Annotated in this window: 15 protein-coding genes; 4 read left to right on the top strand and 11 right to left on the bottom strand. The window is 48.6% G+C overall.

Going from position 1 to position 19,240, the window contains the following annotated elements:
• Window positions 1-14: 14 nt before the first annotated feature.
• From EC843_RS15090 to EC843_RS15055, 8 genes are all read right to left on the bottom strand, one after another.
• The gene (locus EC843_RS15090) at window positions 15-2,285 is read right to left on the bottom strand and encodes a ComEC family protein (RefSeq protein WP_133522498.1); all 2,271 of its coding nucleotides are present in this window, start codon (window positions 2,283-2,285) and stop codon (window positions 15-17) included.
• 202 nt (window positions 2,286-2,487) lie between these two features.
• Window positions 2,488-2,775 (bottom strand): integration host factor subunit beta, encoded by a 288-nt coding sequence (gene ihfB, locus EC843_RS15085; RefSeq protein WP_034456367.1) that lies wholly within the window; start codon window positions 2,773-2,775, stop codon window positions 2,488-2,490.
• Window positions 2,776-2,866: 91 nt separating this feature from the next.
• The gene (gene rpsA / locus EC843_RS15080) at window positions 2,867-4,543 is read right to left on the bottom strand and encodes a 30S ribosomal protein S1 (RefSeq protein WP_034456368.1); all 1,677 of its coding nucleotides are present in this window, start codon (window positions 4,541-4,543) and stop codon (window positions 2,867-2,869) included.
• 195 nt (window positions 4,544-4,738) lie between these two features.
• Entirely contained in the window at window positions 4,739-5,425 is a 687-nt protein-coding gene (gene cmk / locus EC843_RS15075) for a (d)CMP kinase (protein WP_064548229.1), read from the bottom strand.
• A gap of 179 nt (window positions 5,426-5,604) precedes the next feature.
• On the bottom strand, window positions 5,605-6,363 hold the full coding sequence (locus EC843_RS15070) for a M48 family metallopeptidase (protein ID WP_064548231.1): 759 nt from the start codon (window positions 6,361-6,363) through the stop codon (window positions 5,605-5,607).
• Between the two features lie 185 nt (window positions 6,364-6,548).
• On the bottom strand, window positions 6,549-7,832 hold the full coding sequence (aroA, locus tag EC843_RS15065) for a 3-phosphoshikimate 1-carboxyvinyltransferase (protein WP_064548317.1): 1,284 nt from the start codon (window positions 7,830-7,832) through the stop codon (window positions 6,549-6,551).
• 79 nt (window positions 7,833-7,911) lie between these two features.
• Window positions 7,912-8,997, bottom strand: coding sequence for a 3-phosphoserine/phosphohydroxythreonine transaminase (gene serC / locus EC843_RS15060; protein WP_064548233.1), 1,086 nt, complete (start codon window positions 8,995-8,997; stop codon window positions 7,912-7,914).
• Between the two features lie 161 nt (window positions 8,998-9,158).
• Window positions 9,159-9,851, bottom strand: coding sequence for a DUF421 domain-containing protein (locus EC843_RS15055; RefSeq protein ID WP_064548235.1), 693 nt, complete (start codon window positions 9,849-9,851; stop codon window positions 9,159-9,161).
• 138 nt (window positions 9,852-9,989) lie between these two features.
• Between EC843_RS15055 and ycaO the strand changes: the two genes are divergently transcribed.
• The 4 genes from ycaO to pflA all read left to right on the top strand — a co-directional run bounded on the left by ycaO (window position 9,990) and on the right by pflA (window position 16,287).
• The gene (gene ycaO / locus EC843_RS15050; RefSeq protein ID WP_133522497.1) at window positions 9,990-11,747 is read left to right on the top strand and encodes a 30S ribosomal protein S12 methylthiotransferase accessory factor YcaO; all 1,758 of its coding nucleotides are present in this window, start codon (window positions 9,990-9,992) and stop codon (window positions 11,745-11,747) included.
• A 406-nt stretch (window positions 11,748-12,153) separates the two neighbouring features.
• The gene (gene focA, locus EC843_RS15045) at window positions 12,154-13,011 is read left to right on the top strand and encodes a formate transporter FocA (protein ID WP_064548239.1); all 858 of its coding nucleotides are present in this window, start codon (window positions 12,154-12,156) and stop codon (window positions 13,009-13,011) included.
• A gap of 53 nt (window positions 13,012-13,064) precedes the next feature.
• A complete protein-coding gene (gene pflB, locus EC843_RS15040; RefSeq protein WP_064548240.1) occupies window positions 13,065-15,347 on the top strand; it encodes a formate C-acetyltransferase in 2,283 nt (760 codons plus the stop codon).
• Between the two features lie 199 nt (window positions 15,348-15,546).
• A complete protein-coding gene (gene pflA, locus EC843_RS15035) occupies window positions 15,547-16,287 on the top strand; it encodes a pyruvate formate lyase 1-activating protein (RefSeq protein WP_064548243.1) in 741 nt (246 codons plus the stop codon).
• A gap of 32 nt (window positions 16,288-16,319) precedes the next feature.
• On the opposite strand, the gene EC843_RS15030 is transcribed toward pflA, so the two are convergent.
• The 3 genes from EC843_RS15030 to EC843_RS15020 all read right to left on the bottom strand — a co-directional run bounded on the left by EC843_RS15030 (window position 16,320) and on the right by EC843_RS15020 (window position 19,236).
• On the bottom strand, window positions 16,320-17,468 hold the full coding sequence (locus tag EC843_RS15030; protein WP_064548245.1) for an MFS transporter: 1,149 nt from the start codon (window positions 17,466-17,468) through the stop codon (window positions 16,320-16,322).
• A 288-nt stretch (window positions 17,469-17,756) separates the two neighbouring features.
• Window positions 17,757-18,617: a dimethyl sulfoxide reductase anchor subunit family protein gene (locus EC843_RS15025; RefSeq protein ID WP_133522496.1), complete on the bottom strand. Its 861-nt coding sequence runs from the start codon at window positions 18,615-18,617 to the stop codon at window positions 17,757-17,759.
• A 1-nt stretch (window position 18,618) separates the two neighbouring features.
• Window positions 18,619-19,236 carry a DMSO/selenate family reductase complex B subunit gene (locus EC843_RS15020; RefSeq protein WP_064548249.1) on the bottom strand — a complete coding sequence of 206 codons (618 nt, stop codon included), beginning with the start codon at window positions 19,234-19,236 and terminating at the stop codon, window positions 18,619-18,621.
• Between the last annotated feature and the right edge of the window lie 4 nt (window positions 19,237-19,240).

Raw genomic sequence — 19,240 nt, 5'->3', positions numbered from 1 at the left:
AATAGCCGCATATTCTACCCATTATCCCGGGATACACCAAACCACTGATGATACCAACGGGGTGAAATTTGTTCTCTGAAGCCATTGATTTGCCATTTATCACTATTTATATCGATAGTCAGCTGGCCTGATTGCGCCGTGTCATACCATTTATATCCTTGCGCCTGGTAGCGTTTAACCACTTTCCCGGAAGGTAAATGCCAGGCGTTATAACGCGATGTAGAGGCAAGTGCAGCACCTCCAGAAACTGCACGCAGCAGCGGTGCAACCGAAGATGTGCGACTACCATGATGAGGAACCTGAATAATATCAGCATGTAAGATATCCCATCGTCTCTTGAGCATAGCTAATTCAGCTTCAACTTCCACATCACCGGTTAACAAGATACGAAAGTTCCCGTCGCTGACCATCACCACACAAGAGCCATTATTACCCGTCTTTACTGGCTGATCTGGGGGCCACAACGCGATAAATTGCAATCCCCTCCATTGCCATTCCTCCCCTTGAAAACAAGGATGATGCCCTGCCCAACGCAGTGGACTGTGAATTTTTAACGCTGGCCATTCGCGCTGCAAACTGATTAAACCACCGCGATGATCAAGGTGCTCGTGGCTAATGACGACTTGCTCTGGGGTTAGATTATGCCAACGCAGCCATGGAATAATAACTTGCTGAGCCGCATCACCACCGGGCCAGGCGTTACCGGTATCGTATAAAAAGACTTTTCCTTGCCGGATAATCGCAATCGCCAGACCGTGTCCGACATCTAACATGGTGATTTGCCACGAGCCGTCTTTTTTCTCAGGCCGCATTGTGGAAACAACCAGGGACAGGATCAGCGCTATCACCGAAAACGACGAGCTGCGCCATAACGCCAACCTATGGATAATAATCGCCAGCCAGCCACACAAACTTAAAAGCTGAAAACGGTCGTCCACTTCCAGCCAGCCGTCAGGTAATAGCGACAACGATGTAAAAAGTAGCGCCAGCAGACGATCAACACCCCACCACAAATGTTCTCCTATCCACGGGATACTGGTAAGCACTAATCCCGCTAATAACAACGGTACAACAGCAAAAGTAATCAGCGGTACTGCGAGTAAATTCGCTATTAACGCGCTAAGGCTAATACCGTGGAAAATGAAAATTTGTAGTGGCATCAGCAAAACCATGATGCCAACCTGCAGGTGCATTAAAGCGAGTGGATAACGATAAAACCATTTCGTCGTTAGTACACTTTGTGGCAGTGGCATCCATTGATACCAGAAAATGAGTGAGGCAACAGCCAGTGCCGATAGCCAAAAACTGTCTGACAAAACAGTAAGAGGGTCATAAATCAGAATGCCCGTGATGCAGCAAAGCCAGACCTCCCACCCGGACCAGCATCGCCCCTGTAGCCGTAGAAAAAGCCAGATAATGACCCCAATCAGCGCTCTGACAGCCGGAGGGTTTCCCCCTGCCAGCCAGGTATAAGCAGCGGCGGCTATGACACTGGCTAAGAGTGGCATTCTGAAATGAACTCGATGTGCAGGAAAACTCAGTTGTATTAAACGAGCGATTAACCAACCCACCATCGCAGCCAGTGAGATGTGCATCCCTGAGATGGCCATAAGGTGTGCCGTGCCGCTCTGGCGAAGCAGGTTTTTCTGCTCATCATTCACTGCCGAGCGGTCACCAAATGCTAATGCCAAAATCACGCCCTGATTGGGGAGTGATTGAGTCGAAAATTGAACAGCGGATAACCATTGAGCCCGTAAACTGCAGCGCTGCGTAATGGGATCAGCCGAAATAATACGTGCACTCAATGGTTGATGTTGTGCAAGAGCATATCTTTGGCTATCAAAACCGCCTTCGTTCAGTTGCCCATGTACTGGCCGCAGTTGCAGTTTCATGCGCCAGCGTTGCCCTGCGCAAACGCTAGCCGGTAAGTAGCCACCACGACTTCTGATACCAACAGGTGGAAAAATTACCTTTCCTTCTACCGATACCATTTCCCAATCGTGATTTTGCTTTCCATCAGTTCGGGTCATCACCGCTTCAACCGTAATAGGTTTGCCGGACCATTGTTCGACAGGCATAAGACTAGCTCTGGCGTTCAGTAACGCCCAGCAAAAGCACAACAAACCAAAAGCGATATAGCGCGCAGACAGATGCGGGATGAGTCCAGTGCATACTGCCGCAAAGAGGATGACTGCGATAATTGGCATATCAGGAATATTGGCCAGCCACGCCAGAGGCAGAATGCCAATAATTGCACTGCAACATAATCCGATTGAATTCCTCACGACTACCTCCTTGTTAAAGGCAGTGTGAAGTATTAAAAAATGACGTCAGCTATGGATAATCAGTTCTTCGAGAAGGGTTCCAGGCTTTCGGAGCTGCATGAAAATACAGCCGAATAATTTGCGAGCGGAATCGAAAACTGTGATTTTTGGCATAAAAAAACGGCACCCGAAGGTACCGTTCTTGAGAATTAAATCCTAAGACTTAATTACCGTAAATGTTGGCGCGGTCACGTAATTCTTTACCTGGTTTAAAGTGCGGAACGTACTTACCTTCCAGATCCACTTTATCGCCAGTTTTTGGGTTACGTCCGGTGCGAGGTGCGCGATAGTGTAAGGAAAAACTGCCGAAACCCCGGATTTCAATACGCTCACCTTGGGCGAGTGTAGAGGCCATATGCTCCAGCATCTCTTTCACTGCATCTTCTACAGCTTTCGCCGGGATGTGAGATTGCTGAGTTGCAAGTCTTTCTATCAATTCTGACTTGGTCATGATTCCTCCGGTTTCCTTTCAGGAAAATTAACTTACACCTATCAATCGAACAAGGGCGGCCGTAGCCGCCCTGATTTAAGTGCTCAGACGATTACTCGCCTTTAGCTGCTTTGAATGCTTCAGCCATAGCGTTAGAGAAGTTTGGTGCATCTTCCTGTTTGTTGTTAACAGTAGCGATTGCATCTTTCTCGTCAGCTTCGTCCTTAGCACGAACAGACAGGCTTACAACACGGTTTTTACGGTCAACGCCAGTGAATTTAGCTTCAACGTCGTCGCCTACGCTCAGAACCAGAGTTGCATCTTCAACGCGGTCACGGGAAGCTTCAGAAGCACGCAGGTAGCCTTCTACGCCATCTGCTAATTCAACTGTAGCACCTTTCGCGTCAACTGCTGTTACTTTACCAGTAACGATAGTACCTTTCTTGTTCAGTGCAACGTAGTTGTTGAACGGATCTTCTGCGAGTTGTTTAACACCCAGGGAGATACGCTCACGTTCTGCGTCAACTTGCAGAACCACAGCCGCGATTTCGTCGCCTTTCTTGTATTCACGAACTGCTTCTTCGCCTGCAACGTTCCAGGAGATATCAGACAGGTGAACCAGGCCGTCGATGCCACCGTCCAGGCCGATGAAGATACCGAAGTCAGTGATAGACTTGATTTTACCTTCAACGCGGTCGCCCTTGTTGTGGGTTTCAGCGAACAGCTGCCATGGGTTAGATTTGCACTGCTTCAGACCCAGGGAGATACGACGACGTTCTTCGTCGATATCCAGAACCATAACTTCCACTACATCACCAACGTTAACAACTTTGGATGGGTGGATGTTTTTGTTGGTCCAATCCATTTCGGAAACGTGAACCAGACCTTCAACGCCTTCTTCGATTTCTACGAAGCAGCCGTAATCAGTCAGGTTAGTCACGCGACCAGTCAGTTTGGTACCTTCTGGATAACGCTTAGCGATTGCGACCCATGGATCTTCGCCCAGTTGCTTCAGACCCAGAGACACACGAGTACGCTCACGGTCGAACTTCAGTACTTTAACGGTAATTTCATCGCCAACATTCACGATTTCGCTTGGATGCTTAACGCGTTTCCATGCCATATCAGTGATGTGCAGCAGGCCGTCAACGCCGCCCAGATCAACGAATGCACCGTAGTCAGTAAGGTTCTTAACGATACCTTTAACTTCCATGCCTTCTTGCAGGTTTTCCAGCAGTTGATCACGTTCTGCGCTGTTTTCTGATTCGATAACTGCACGACGAGAAACAACAACGTTGTTACGCTTCTGGTCCAGCTTGATGACTTTGAACTCAAGCTCTTTGCCTTCCAGGTGCAGAGTGTCACGTACCGGACGAACATCTACCAGTGAACCTGGCAGGAACGCACGAATACCGTTCAGCTCTACAGTGAAGCCACCCTTAACTTTGCCGTTGATGATACCGACCACAGTTTCAGCTTCTTCGTAAGCTTTTTCCAGCGTGATCCAAGCTTCGTGACGCTTAGCTTTTTCACGGGACAGCAGAGTTTCGCCAAAGCCATCTTCAACAGCGTCCAGAGCAACATCAACTTCGTCACCAACCTGGATTTCCAGTTCGCCAGCAGCATTTTTGAACTGCTCTACAGGAATTGCAGACTCAGATTTCAGACCAGCGTCAACCAGTACGATATCTTTGTCGATAGCAACTACTACGCCACGAACGATGGAACCCGGACGGGTTTCGATTGTTTTCAGGGATTCTTCAAAGAGTTGAGCGAAAGATTCAGTCATGTTGTTAATCTTCAAGGTTCTTTAGTTTAACGTCCATTTAGCGTCCCGCCGAATGGGGTTGTTTCACATACCCCGCCATTGGCTCCATGCCGACAGGGTTTAGGTTACAGGGGTAAAAAACTACCCGATATGTCAGGATACCACTATGGCAATATCATGACAAATATGACAAAACTTACACCAGCGCAATATTCACTATTGAGCTGGTGTTAAAATTTTCTGCGCATAAGTAAGCGCTTGTTTGATGACGTCGTCAATGGACATGCTGGTTGAATCCAGCACCAGCGCATCTGCGGCGGGCACTAACGGTGCTATTGCACGATTACGGTCACGGTCATCACGTTCTTTTATTTCTGCCAAAAGGCGCTCAAAGTTAACACTAAAGCCCTTCTCCTGCAACTGTAGCATACGTCTACGCGCACGCTCTTCAGAAGAGGCGTCAAGGAAGATTTTTACTGGTGCGTCAGGGAAAACCACGGTGCCCATATCACGGCCATCAGCAATCAGTCCCGGCGCTTCTCTGAATGCGCGCTGACGGCGCAGCAATGCTTCACGAACACGTGGGAAAGCAGCTATCTGAGAGGCTGCATTCGCAACTTCCTGAGTACGAATTTCTGCGCTGACGTCTTCTCCTTCAAGGATGACTTCCAGGTTGCCTTCATTGGCAACAAAACGCACATCAAGGTGGGCAGCAAGTGGGACTAGCGTATCTTCGGAGGTTACATCAACCTGGTGATGTAAGGCCGCCAATGCCAGAACTCGATAAATTGCTCCAGAATCAAGCAGATGCCACTGTAACGCTTCCGCCATGGCTTTACACAGCGTGCCTTTACCTGCGCCGCTTGGACCATCAATTGTTATTACTGGGGCGGGTGCCGTCATCGTACTCTCCTCTTGCTGGAATTACGGACCTAAAATAGAAACGCCGCATATTATACGCTGCCAGAATCCTGACCGTTATCTTTCCTGCCAATTATCGTCTTTAATGAGGTTGAGTGTAGAAGAATTGCGCAACTTGAGGTGGGGCTGGAAAAAACCAGCCCCAAATTCAGAGAGGTAGTTTATTTTTTATCTGCTGCTATGCGGTCACGGACATGTTGTGCACGTTCAACTGATGGCGGATGTGAATCAAACATAGACTTCGATGCACCACCATCAAGCGTTGCAAGCTTATCAAAACTGCTTGCCAGTCCTTGAGTATTTATTTTGCGTTTTTTGAGGAGATCATATGAGAAATCATCCGCTTCTGACTCTTCACTGCGCGAGAACGTCGCATTAATCGCCGCTTCTGCTAAATCACCAAGTTGTGACTGAGATAACTGTGATGCCACTCCGCTGGTTGCAGAAACTGCATCCCTGGCCGCCATAGTGGCATAGGCTGTTTGCAGTTTTTCCTTTGAATGACCCAAGGCTACGTGACCCATTTCATGACCAAGAACACCTTCAACTTCGTTATCGGTCATCATGTCCATTAAGCCGCTGTAGACACGTACACAGCCGTTGGCCATCGCCCAGGCATTGATATCGCTGGTCAAATAAACTTTGTAATTCACTGGTGTTCCGTCGATCTGATTCCCAAGGGCCTTGGCAATTTTGTTCAAGCGTTTGGCATATTTGCTGGATTTACCCGCGAGTTGGTTTTCACTATCTGCCTGCTTACAGGACTGGTTTGCCACTGCCTTAACATCCGCATCGCTGAGTGTTGCGGCTTTGAAGGCCGACATTCCGGACGATGCCAGTTTATCGCCATTCATGTTCTTACACGCTACCAGAGACCCCGCCATTAACACTGCCAATACTACCTTTTTGAAAGTCTTCATAGTTATCTTCCGTTGATGAGCTATACATGAAATAAATCATCGATTTGTTGATCAAATCGGACGTGAGATTAACAGTGGTACAAGCGGGTGCAATGAAAGCGGAGGTACGAAAACGGAGTTGATCTTATGCAGGATATTGAGAATTTACTCCGGCACTCAACGTTACCGGAGCAAGTGGTGGTGCATTACTTGAGGGTGCTAATACGCGCTAACTGTTCGAAATAGTCCGGGAAAGTTTTTGCCGTACATTTCGGATCAAGGATGGTCACTGGAGTATCTGACAACGCCACTAGCGAGAAGCACATAGCCATACGGTGATCGTTATAAGTTCCAATTTCAGCAACTTGCAGCTGAACTGGTGGAGTCACGGTAATGTAATCCTCCCCCTCTTCCACTATTGCGCCCACTTTACGCAGTTCAGTTGCCATAGCGCTCAAACGGTCAGTTTCTTTTACACGCCAGTTATAAATATTACGTAGAGTGGTCGTACCTTTGGCAAATAAAGCCGTAGTAGCGATAGTCATTGCAGCGTCTGGGATATGGTTCATATCCATATCAATGGCGTTTAATTCGCCGCGCTCGCATGAGATGAAATCATCACCCCAGGTGACTTTCGCACCCATTTTTTCCAGCACATCGGCAAAACGGATATCGCCTTGAACGCTATTACGACCGATGCCCGTCACTTTTACCGTACCGCCTTTGATTGCACCAGCCGCAAGGAAGTAAGAAGCTGAAGAGGCATCGCCTTCCACCAAATATGCCCCTGGAGAGGAGTACTGCTGGCTACCACGAATCACAAAACAGCGGTAGTCGCGGTTTTCTACATCCACACCAAAGGTTTTCATCAGATGTAAGGTGATGTCGATATACGGTTTCGATACCAGGTCACCTTTGATAGTGATTTCAGTGTCGTTTTCCGCCAACGGTGCCGTCATTAAAAGCGCGGTCAAAAACTGGCTGGAAACGCTGCCATCGACGGCAACCTGGCCACCGCTAAAACCACCACGCAAACGCAATGGCGGATAATTTTCTTGTTCCAGATAATCAATCTGAGCGCCGCCCTGACGTAAAGCATCAACCAAATGGCCAATCGGACGTTCTTTCATGCGTGGTTCACCGGTCAGCACGATGTTATTGCTACCCAGACACAGTGCCGCCGCCAGTGGGCGCATCGCCGTACCCGCATTCCCTAAGAACAGTTCCAGCTCGCCCGCGGCTTGCAATGGCCCCCCCATGCCGGTCACTTCACAACGTGTACGATCGGCTGAAAGTGTATAACTTACACCCAATGCTTTCAGTGCGTTGAGCATATGACGAACGTCATCGCTATCCAGCAAATTAGTCAGTTCAGTCGTGCCATGCGCCAGTGCTGCAAGCAGCAGAGCGCGATTAGAGACACTTTTTGAACCAGGAAGATTAATCGTGCCGTCGACCAATGCGATGGGTTGTAACGTCAGGGATTCCAGCATGGGGTAAATACTCTCAACTCAAACAGAATAAAAACCCCGCGAACCATGCCGCGGGGAGAATAACAACGAGCAGCAATTAACCGTGGCGACGCTCAAAGTCGATCATGAAGTTAGTTAACACTTTAACACCTTCGAGTGGCATCGCATTGTAGATAGAAGCACGCATTCCGCCTACAACACGGTGGCCTTTCAATGCGTGTAGACCTGCAGCAAACGACTCTTCGAGGAAGAGTTTATCAAGCGCGCTATCAGCCAACTGGAATGGGACATTCATGCGCGAACGGTTGGCCGGAGCAACATCGTTACGATAAAAATCGCTTTTATCAATCACACCGTATAACAGGCTCGCTTTCTCACGGTTAATTTTGTCCATGACTTCCACACCACCTTGTTCCTTCAGCCATTTAAAGACCAGACCAGAAAGATACCAGGCGAATGTTGGTGGGGTATTAAACATGGAGTCGTTTTCATTAAGCACGGTGTAGTCAAGAATTGACGGGCACGCTTTATGCGCCTTGCCGAGCAAATCTTCACGCACGATAACCAACGTCAAACCGGCTGGACCGATGTTTTTCTGAGCACCAGCGTAAATTACGCCGAAACGGCTAATGTCGAGCGAGTGCGACAAAATCGAGGATGAGAAATCGGCAACCACAACCTTATCGCCAAAGTCTGGCGTTTCGTGAGTTGCGATACCGTCGATGGTTTCATTCGGGCAGTAGTGCAAGTAGGCACTATCTTCAGAAACCTGCCACTCGCTCATCGGTTTGAGCGCACGCAGGCCGTCAACTGTCACTTTCGCATCAATAACATTTGGCGTGCAGTATTTGTGCGCTTCTTTTACTGCGCTGCTCGCCCAATAGCCGCCATCAACATAGTCAGCGCTAGTTTTGTCACCCAGCAGGTTTAAAGGTACACCAGCGAATTGGCCGCGACCGCCACCGTGACAGAACAAAACTTTGTAGTTCGAGGGGATTTGCAGCAGAAAGCGAAAATCTTTTTCAGCTTCTTCAGCTACCTGAATAAACTCTTTACCACGGTGGCTAATCTCCATTACGGAGGTGCCTAAGCCTTGCCAGTCGCAGAGTTCACTTTGCGCACGACGAAGCACTTCAGCCGGTAGCATCGCCGGGCCGGAACTAAAATTGTATACCTGAGTCATTTCCCCTCACCACGCTAAGAGCAATAAGATTTTTTCACGGTATCGGTTTTATCATTCACTTGCGGAGGCTGCAATGGTTAATCAGGTGCGCTGCGGGAATGTGCGCAAAATCACACAACAGATTCATCTAATCGATGAATTAAACACCCGATAAATGCCCGTCAGGTCACTCGCGTGGCGGTACTGGCCTTAACCCAAACTTTATGAGCACAGCGCGGGCAAGCAATTTCATCATTTGCATTCAACGCCACGACTTCACTGCAATGGATACAGGCATAATCCGCATCTTCCGGCATTTTAATAAACCGTTCGCAGCAGTGCTCAGGCAAAATCGGTAAACCCGGCCTGACGAGTTTATCAGGAAAGAAATAGACGCTTATCTGGCCGTTGGTTTCAAGTATCGCCAGACGAACTTGCCCGAGATGCTCTACGCCCAGCAAGCGTAGCTCCATAAAAAACTCAAATTCAGTCATGTTTTGCGACTTCATTTTTTCCCAGGAAAACTCCCCCTCTTCGATAATGACGGAAGGTTTTCCTTCAAACAGGTTTTCAAGTTTTTCACTGTGGCTCATCAGCCACATCACCAGACGATAAAGCAGCCCCAATGTGACGAAAACAATCAACACAGGTAGCATCGGTACGTCATGATAAAACGCCACATCGCCTGCCGCCGAGCCAAGCGTTAAGATTATCAACACTTCAAACAACGACATCTGCCGAACGCCACGCCGCCCCGTTATCTTTAAAAACAGGAACACTAATATAAAGGTATAGAGGCTACGAAAAGCGACCTCCCAGAGAAAATCGAGTGGGACGTCGTTTAATGCCATACGTTGAAGATCAAAGCTCTTCATTTTTACCGCCATTACAGTGGGTTACTGACAGTAAGCATAGCCTGTTATGCTATCGCCGCCTGCTGGCTGCTGACAATGGTGTCAGTCGGCTAAAACCCGTATCATTGCGCGCTTTGCGTACGACAAAAGTGAAACCTCATGACTCAAACCTTTATTCCTGGCAAAGATGCCGCACTGGAAGATTCCATCGCTCGCTTCCAGACCAAGCTCGCCGATCTTGGCTTTAATATAGAAGAAGCTTCCTGGTTAAACCCTGTGCCAAACGTCTGGTCAGTGCATATCCGTGATAAAGACAGCGCGCTGTGCTTTACCAATGGTAAAGGCGCGACTAAAAAAGCCGCTTTGGCTTCAGCGCTGGGCGAATATTTCGAGCGTTTGTCGACTAACTATTTCTTTGCTGATTTCTGGTTAGGTGAAACCATCGCCAATGGCCCGTTTGTGCATTATCCAAACGAGAAGTGGTTCCCAATTCCTGAAGATGAGCAACTGCCGGAAGGCATTCTCGACGATCGTTTGCGCGCGTTTTACGATCCTGAGAACGAAGTCACCGCAGGTATGCTGATTGATCTGCAATCCGGCAATGAAGAGCGCGGCATCTGCGCACTGCCGTTTACCCGCCAATCCGATCAAGAAACCGTCTATATTCCGATGAACATCATCGGGAACTTGTATGTTTCTAATGGGATGTCTGCAGGGAACACCGCAAACGAAGCCCGTGTTCAGGGACTTTCAGAAGTTTTTGAGCGTTACATTAAAAATCGCATTATCGCGGAAAGCATTAGCCTGCCGGAAATCCCGCAGGAAGTGCTGGCTCGCTATCCTGGCGTGGTTGAATCCATCGCCACGCTGGAAGCAGAAGGTTTCCCAATCTTCGCTTACGACGGTTCGTTAGGCGGAAAATATCCGGTTATTTGCGTGGTGTTATTCAACCCAGCAAACGGGACGTGTTTTGCGTCGTTCGGTGCCCACCCTGATTTTGGTGTTGCGCTGGAACGTACCGTGACTGAACTGCTGCAGGGGCGTGGCCTTAAAGATCTGGATGTCTTCACTCCTCCGACCTTTGATGACGAAGAAGTTGCCGAGCATGCCAATCTCGAAACTCACTTTATCGACTCCAGCGGTCTGATCTCCTGGGATATGTTCAAGCAAGATGCCGACTATCCATTTGTTGACTGGAGCTTCTCTGGAACCACAGAAGAAGAATTTGCCACATTGATGGCAATCTTTAATGCAGAAGACCAGGAAGTTTATATCGCTGACTACCAGCATCTTGATGTTTACGCTTGCCGCATCATCGTTCCTGGTATGTCCGATATTTATCCTGCCGAAGATCTGCTGCTGGCTAACAACAGTATGGGCTATCACTTGCGTGACACCATTCTGTCATTACCAGGCAGTGAGTGGGAGAAGCAAGATTATCTCGATCTGATTTCTCAGTTAGATGAAGAAGGCCACGATGATTTCACCCGTGTCCGCGAGCTGCTTGGTCTGGCGACAGGTAAAGACAATGGCTGGTATACGCTGCGTATTGGTGAATTGAAAGCCATGCTGGCACTGGCTGGCGGTGACACCGAACAAGCGCTTATCTGGACGGAATGGACGATGGAATTCAACGCGTCTATTTTCAGCCCTGAGCGTGCGAACTACTATCGCTGCCTGCAAACCCTGCTGCTACTGGCGATGGAAGAAGACCGCCAACCGCTGCAATATCTGAATGCCTTTGTGCGTATGTACGGCGCAGAAACAGTAGAAGCGGCAAGTGCTGCTCTGAGTGGTGAAGCGCCATTCTATGGCCTGCAAGCTGTAGATAGCGATTTGAAAGCGTTCCCTGCCCATCAGGCGTTGTTAGCGGCGTATGAAAAACTGCAACGCGCAAAAGCGGCTTTCTGGAAATAAAGTAACAAAACTAAACTCAAAGGTGCGTAAACCATAATGTTTACGCTATATTACGGGGCGATTTTTATTGCCCCGTGTTTTTATTGGCAGCGTAATAATTTCATTTGTGACTCAATAGTTAAATATTGGTGAAATATTATTATATTAAACTACAAATAATGTTGCCAAATTATAGAAATACTCCATTCTAATTACCCCGACACAGGAGCGTTGAGGCTAAATATCAAATTACATTATAAATTTTAAACTTTATTTTTATCAAAAGTATCAACAACTTAAACTGAAAATCAGGTAAACACCTGCTTTTATCAGGCCTATAAGCTTGGCGAGATATGATCCATATCAAATTTTACTCTATAATGCTTTGTTAGTATCTCGTCGCCGAATTAAATAAGAGAGAGTTAGTGTGAAAGCTGACAACCCTTTTGATCTATTGCTCCCAGCCGCTATGGCGAAAGTCGCCGAAGACGCTGGCGTCTATAAAGCAACAAAGCACCCGCTGACCACGTTTTATTTAGCGATCACGGCGGGGATGTTCATCTCGATTGCCTTTGTCTTTTACATCACTGCGACCACCGGTACTTCGACCATTCCGTTTGGGATTGCGAAGCTGATTGGCGGTACTTGCTTCTCCTTAGGGCTTATCCTGTGCGTTGTCTGCGGTGCCGACCTCTTCACTTCTACCGTGTTGATTGTTGTTGCTAAAGCCAGTGGCCGTATCACCTGGGGTCAACTCGCGAAGAACTGGGTCAACGTTTACATCGGTAACCTGTTCGGTGCTTTGATGTTCGTGGTGTTGATTTGGTTGTCAGGTATGTACATGACAGCAAACGGTGCGTGGGGTCTGAATGTGCTTCAAACCGCAGACCATAAAATGCACCACACCTTTATTGAAGCTGTGTGCCTGGGTATTTTGGCTAACCTGATGGTCTGTCTGGCTGTCTGGATGAGCTACTCGGGTCGCAGTTTGATGGACAAGATGTTTGCTATGATTCTCCCGGTCGCCATGTTTGTTGCTAGTGGTTTTGAGCACAGTATCGCAAACATGTTCTTGATCCCTTTGGGTATCGTAGTACGCAACTTTGCAAGCCCGGAATTCTGGACCGCAGTTGGGTCGTCTCCGGACAATTTCACTCACTTGACCGTATTGAACTTCATCACAGATAACCTGATCCCAGTGACTATTGGGAACATTATCGGTGGCGGCGTACTGGTTGGGTTGACGTACTGGGTAATTTATCTACGCGGTGGTGATAAGCACTAAGTGCTAGCCGTCGTGTAGGGAATAAGAAATCCACATTAGAAGGTAGGTGTTAAATGTCCGAGCTTAATGAGAAGTTAGCCACAGCCTGGGAAGGTTTTGCCAAAGGTGACTGGCAGAATGAAGTCAACGTGCGTGACTTTATTCAGAAAAACTACACCCCTTACGAGGGTGACGAGTCCTTCCTGGCAGGTGCTACTGAAGCAACTACCACATTGTGGGACAACGTCATGGAAGGCGTTAAACAGGAAAACCGCACTCACGCGCCTGTTGACTTCGATACTGACCTCGCTTCCACCATCACCTCTCATGATGCTGGTTACATCAACAAGTCCCTCGAAACTATCGTTGGCCTGCAGACTGATGCTCCACTGAAACGTGCAATTATTCCGTTTGGTGGCATCAAAATGGTTGAAGGTTCTTGCAAAGTATACGGTCGTGAACTTGACCCAATGCTTAAGAAGATCTTCACCGAATACCGCAAAACCCACAACCAGGGTGTGTTTGACGTTTATACCAAAGACATTCTGAACTGCCGTAAATCAGGCGTAATCACCGGTCTGCCGGATGCTTATGGTCGTGGTCGTATCATCGGTGATTACCGTCGCGTTGCGCTGTACGGCATCGACTTCCTGATGAAAGACAAATTCGCTCAGTTCAACTCTCTGCAGAGCAAACTGGAAAACGGCGAAGACCTGGAAGCAACAATTCGTCTGCGTGAAGAAATCTCCGAGCAACACCGTGCTCTGGGCCAGATCAAAGAAATGGCTGCTAAATATGGCTGCGATATCTCTGGTCCTGCTAAAAATGCTCAAGAAGCTATTCAGTGGACTTACTTCGGCTACCTGGCTGCGGTTAAATCTCAGAACGGCGCTGCAATGTCCTTCGGTCGTGTATCCACCTTCCTGGATGCCTTCATCGAACGTGACCTGAAAGCTGGTAAAATCACCGAGCTTGAAGCACAGGAAATGATTGACCACCTGGTCATGAAACTGCGTATGGTTCGCTTCCTGCGCACCCCTGAGTATGATGAGCTGTTCTCTGGTGACCCAATCTGGGCGACCGAATCTATCGCCGGTATGGGTGTAGATGGTCGTACTCTGGTTACTAAATCTAGCTTCCGTTTCCTGAACACCCTGTACACCATGGGGCCGTCTCCGGAGCCGAACATCACTATTCTGTGGTCTGAAAAACTGCCACTGAACTTCAAGAAATTCGCCGCTAAAGTTTCCATCGATACTTCTTCTCTGCAATACGAGAACGATGATCTGATGCGCCCTGACTTTAACAACGATGACTACGCAATCGCATGCTGCGTGAGCCCAATGATCGTTGGTAAGCAAATGCAGTTCTTCGGTGCTCGTGCTAACCTCGCGAAAACCATGCTGTATGCAATCAACGGTGGCGTTGATGAAAAACTGAAAATTCAGATCGGTCCTAAAGAAGCGCCAATCATGGCTGACGTTCTGGACTACGATAACGTTCTGGATCGTCTTGACCACTTCATGGACTGGTTGGCTAAACAGTACGTCACTGCGCTGAACATCATTCACTACATGCATGATAAGTACAGCTACGAAGCGTCTCTGATGGCTCTGCACGACCGTGACGTTGTTCGCACTATGGCTTGTGGTATCGCGGGTCTGTCTGTTGCAGCTGACTCCCTGTCTGCAATCAAATATGCGAAAGTTAAACCTGTTCGTGACGAAGACGGCCTGGCTGTAGACTTCGAAATCGAAGGCGAATACCCAATGTTCGGTAACAACGATTCTCGCGTAGATGACATCGCTGTTGACCTGGTAGAACGTTTCATGAAGAAAATTCAGAAACTGACTACTTACCGTAACGCTATCCCGACTCAGTCTGTTCTGACCATCACCTCTAACGTGGTTTATGGTAAGAAAACCGGTAACACCCCAGACGGTCGTCGTGCAGGCGCTCCATTCGGTCCAGGTGCTAACCCAATGCACGGTCGTGATCAGAAAGGTGCTGTTGCCTCTCTGACTTCCGTAGCTAAACTGCCGTTTGCTTACGCTAAAGATGGTATTTCTTATACCTTCTCTATCGTTCCTAACGCACTGGGTAAAGACGACGAAGTTCGTAAAACTAACCTCGCGGGTCTGATGGATGGTTACTTCCACCACGAATCGTCCATCGAAGGTGGTCAACACCTGAACGTGAACGTAATGAACCGTGAAATGCTGCTGGATGCGATGGAACACCCTGAGAAATATCCTCAGCTGACCATTCGTGTATCTGGTTACGCTGTACGTTTTAACTCCCTGACTAAAGAACAACAGCAGGACGTTATTACCCGTACCTTCACTCAAACCATGTAATTCACGGTTTGTCTGAAAAGGCGTAGAATAAAGGCTCCACCTCGGTGGGGCCTTTTCTTATGTCAGAACCTATTTTGCAAGATAACTGCTACGTTTAGGATATCTTGCAAAATTGATTCGACGCGGCAATCTGTTTAAAGACCGCGCTCAACCTGGTTGATGCCATTGAGCATCAGCCAATACTGGAGAGAACACCGCAATGTCAGTAATTGGCCGAATTCATTCCTTTGAATCCTGCGGTACCGTGGATGGTCCCGGTATTCGTTTTATCACCTTTTTCCAGGGCTGCCTTATGCGCTGCCTGTATTGCCATAACCGTGACACATGGGATACACACGGCGGCAAAGAGGTTACCGTTGAAGAACTGATGAAAGAAGTGGTGACCTATCGACACTTCATGAATGCCTCTGGCGGCGGGGTCACAGCATCGGGTGGTGAAGCTATTTTGCAAGCCGAGTTTGTTCGTGACTGGTTCCGTGCCTGCCGTAAAGAAGGTATTCATACCTGTCTGGATACCAACGGTTTTGTACGCCGCTACGATCCAGTCATTGATGAATTGCTTGAAGTGACTGACCTGGTGATGCTCGATTTGAAACAAATGAACGACGAGATTCACCAGAATCTGGTTGGTGTTTCAAACCATCGTACTCTCGAGTTTGCGCGCTATTTGTCTGATAAAAATATTAACGTCTGGATTCGCTACGTTGTTGTTCCTGGCTGGTCAGACGATGACGATTCTGCGCATCGTCTTGGTGAGTTCACGCGAGATATGGGCAATGTAGAGAAAATTGAATTGTTGCCGTACCACGAGCTGGGCAAGCACAAATGGGTGGCAATGGGCGAAGAGTATAAACTCGACGGCGTGCATCCACCGAAGAAAGAGACCATGGAACGCGTCAAAGGCATTCTGGAACAGTACGGTCACAAAGTGATGTACTAGAAAATAGACCCTCGCATGAGGGTCTATTTTTATCAGGCATGAGCGACAGGCGTAGTGTGGTGCCCCGCTTTGCGCAGCAGCATCAATAAGTAAACAAATGCCACACCAGCAATCATCACAAACAATAAACTGTCCGAATAGCTTTGCATCAGCATCGATGTAAACGTTGGGCCAAGCAAGCTGCCTACGGTGTAACTCAACAGTAAGGCCTGATTCATTGCGACCAACTGATGGTGTTCAACTTTCTCGCAAGCCCAGGCCATTGCCACCGGGTAGAGTGTGAATCCAGCCGCCCCAAGAACAAATAACGTTGGCCCCATTGCGGCGTGACTCAGCATTGCCATGCAACCCAGAATCACAATAAACACCTGGACACGAAGCACTAATAAACGACCAAATCGATCGGCCAGACGACCAACCGGCCATTGTCCAACAATCCCCGCGCTGACCATTACCGCCATCCAGAAACCAATCCCGGCATCACTGACACCCTGATGGTTTAAATACAGCGGCATTAACCCATACAGAGAACCGAGAACAATCCCTGAAATAATACAGCCGTTCACCCCAAGGCGCGCATGACGCAAACGCAGCATTGGCCATACGGGAGTCGCCTCTTGATTTTCGCTGCGATCGTTTACAATGCGGGCGAAGAGCAGCGGAAGAATCGCGGCCAGTGTTAATGCAGTTATCCACGGCAAAACGCTGGCTATATCTGTCGGCATTTTGCTTATCATCAATTGGCCAAGTACCGTGCCGACGTAATAAACCATCATGTAAGCCGCCAGCAGGCGTCCACGGTTACGCGACGTCCCGCTGCACATCAGCGCACTCTCGACAACCACCCAAATCATCGCGCAGCCAATTCCTGCGATGAAACGCCACATCATCCAGCTCCAGAACCCGGTCATTAACCCAAGTCCTGCACAACCCGCCGCGAAAATCAGCGATGCAAGATAGTAGCTACGGTTGAATCCCTGGCGCTTTATCAGCCAGCCAGTCATCAGCGTACCCACCAGATTCCCGGTAAAATACGACGACCCGACCATCCCGACTTGCCATGTTGGAAGATTTTCGTGAGCTAACCAGAGTGGAACCAGCGTATTTAAAACCGCGATTGCCAGGGTCAAAAGCATCAGACCGCAGAGCAAAAGCATGACTGGCCGGGTATAGATGGACATGTAAAAACCGCGAGGAAGAGAATAAATTTGTGCGCATCATGCCACCAGCAAAATGATTGTCAATCCAGTGCTGACGGGGCCTGACCCGATTCACAGTCTGTCGATTTGAAAAACTTATTCAACTTGTGAACTAAGCGTTGAGTGAAAAAGCTATCTCTCTGTTTTTGATGAGATCAGGGATTATGAATCGAAGCGGATTGGATGAAAAATTTCATGGTGAGTTGGATGATATTTTCTTATGCGAAAATAAAAAATGCGCCCGCAGGCGCATTTCATTGTGATAGCTGGTTAGCTGGCTATCGCCATGCCAACAGTCATATGCAGACCGTAGAAAACACCGCGGCCAATCAGTTCGCCTGCGATGACCAACACAAAAGCGAATGCCAACACTGCGGGGCTCGCCTGCCCACCTTTGAGCTGTGGAACAATCCAGCAAACCAAAGCCGCAGCTAACACCAGCAGTCTCCAGGACATCAACGCGCCGTATTCCGGTACCAATGCTGAAGCCTGCACAATCGAGCTTTGAATCGTTGCCAGTTCCATGCCCTGCAGCATCACCACCGCGGTACTGATCACAACAGCCAGCAGGGAAACTGCGGGAAGAATGCGCATCCCCCAGCCGGTTACACCCGCGACACGCAGCAATAAGTAACCCAATAGTGGCCCGCCGATAAACATCGTCAGGAAGAAACTGAGCGGTGTATACGCGCTATACCACGTTGGAACGGTATCAATCAGGTAAACCTTGCACATCATCCAGACAAAAACCACGCCAAGAATCATGGTCAGGATCATCCACATTTTCCCGATCGCCTGTGGCATTTTGCCCAGTACGGTCACCAACCACCAAAACCCGCCGACCGCGAAGAATACCGAACCGCTGGCAATTTCATTGCTCAACGCCGAATCACCAATGCGATTGAGTGAGTTGAAGGCGCGCAGCGGTGAACCGAGGTGAAGCACAGAGGCCATAAAGCCAATGCCCATGAGCACCCACAATACGATCATTGTCCATTGCACACGCTTTTGCTGTGCGCGATCGGAAACCCCTGTCAGCAACGCCAGCGCCATGACGATAAAACCACCCGCCACGCACTGCCCCAAAACTGTAAAGACCATTAACGGCCATTCATGCCATCCGTTACCCATCTCACACCTCCTTCGGGTTTGCCAGATAGCCGGTTTTATCCCCACAAGGACGGCTGTTGGCGTTGGGTTTAATGACAATATTTGGCTTCGTGAAATGTGCTGATGGCAGTGGAGCAATGGCTGCTTGCTCACCATATTTTTCACGCAGCTCTGCAATCGGCGCCATATCCAGCGCACGCAACGGGCAAGACTCCACACAAATTGGTTTCTTCCCTTCTGCAATGCGTGAATAACAGCCATCGCATTTGGTCATGTGCCCTTTTTCTGCGTTGTATTGCGGTGCACCGTACGGGCAAGCCATATGGCAGTAGCGGCAGCCAATACAAATGTCTTCGTTTACCACCACAAAACCGTCTTCTCGTTTATGCATCGCACCGCTTGGGCAAACTTTAGTGCAAGCGGGGTCTTCACAATGGTTGCAGGCAATCGACAGATAATAGGCAAACACGTTTTGCTGCCAGACACCGTTGTCTTCTTGCCAGTCACCGCCCGCATATTCATAAATTCGGCGGAAGCTGACGTCCGGGCCTAAGTTTTTGTAGTCTTTACAGGCCAGCTCGCAAGTCTTGCAACCAGTGCAACGGCTGGAATCGATATAAAATCCGTATTGGGTTGTCATCAGC

It is taken from the genome of Buttiauxella sp. JUb87 (assembly GCF_004361975.1).
Lineage (GTDB): Bacteria > Pseudomonadota > Gammaproteobacteria > Enterobacterales > Enterobacteriaceae > Buttiauxella > Buttiauxella ferragutiae.
Note: the sequence above shows the minus strand (reverse complement) of the source record. Positions and strands in the feature narration are given on the sequence as shown.

Bases quoted from the DNA above. Each gene is read 5' to 3' on its own strand.
- ihfB (WP_034456367.1), bottom strand. From the start codon at position 2,775: ATGACCAAGTCAGAATTGATAGAAAGACTTGCAACTCAGCAATCTCAC.
- rpsA (WP_034456368.1), bottom strand. From the start codon at position 4,543: ATGACTGAATCTTTCGCTCAACTCTTTGAAGAATCCCTGAAAACAATC.
- cmk (WP_064548229.1), bottom strand. From the start codon at position 5,425: ATGACGGCACCCGCCCCAGTAATAACAATTGATGGTCCAAGCGGCGCA.
- EC843_RS15070 (WP_064548231.1), bottom strand. From the start codon at position 6,363: ATGAAGACTTTCAAAAAGGTAGTATTGGCAGTGTTAATGGCGGGGTCT.
- serC (WP_064548233.1), bottom strand. From the start codon at position 8,997: ATGACTCAGGTATACAATTTTAGTTCCGGCCCGGCGATGCTACCGGCT.
- EC843_RS15055 (WP_064548235.1), bottom strand. From the start codon at position 9,851: ATGAAGAGCTTTGATCTTCAACGTATGGCATTAAACGACGTCCCACTC.
- ycaO (WP_133522497.1), top strand. From the start codon at position 9,990: ATGACTCAAACCTTTATTCCTGGCAAAGATGCCGCACTGGAAGATTCC.
- pflB (WP_064548240.1), top strand. From the start codon at position 13,065: ATGTCCGAGCTTAATGAGAAGTTAGCCACAGCCTGGGAAGGTTTTGCC.
- pflA (WP_064548243.1), top strand. From the start codon at position 15,547: ATGTCAGTAATTGGCCGAATTCATTCCTTTGAATCCTGCGGTACCGTG.
- EC843_RS15030 (WP_064548245.1), bottom strand. From the start codon at position 17,468: ATGTCCATCTATACCCGGCCAGTCATGCTTTTGCTCTGCGGTCTGATG.
- EC843_RS15025 (WP_133522496.1), bottom strand. From the start codon at position 18,617: ATGGGTAACGGATGGCATGAATGGCCGTTAATGGTCTTTACAGTTTTG.
- EC843_RS15020 (WP_064548249.1), bottom strand. From the start codon at position 19,236: ATGACAACCCAATACGGATTTTATATCGATTCCAGCCGTTGCACTGGT.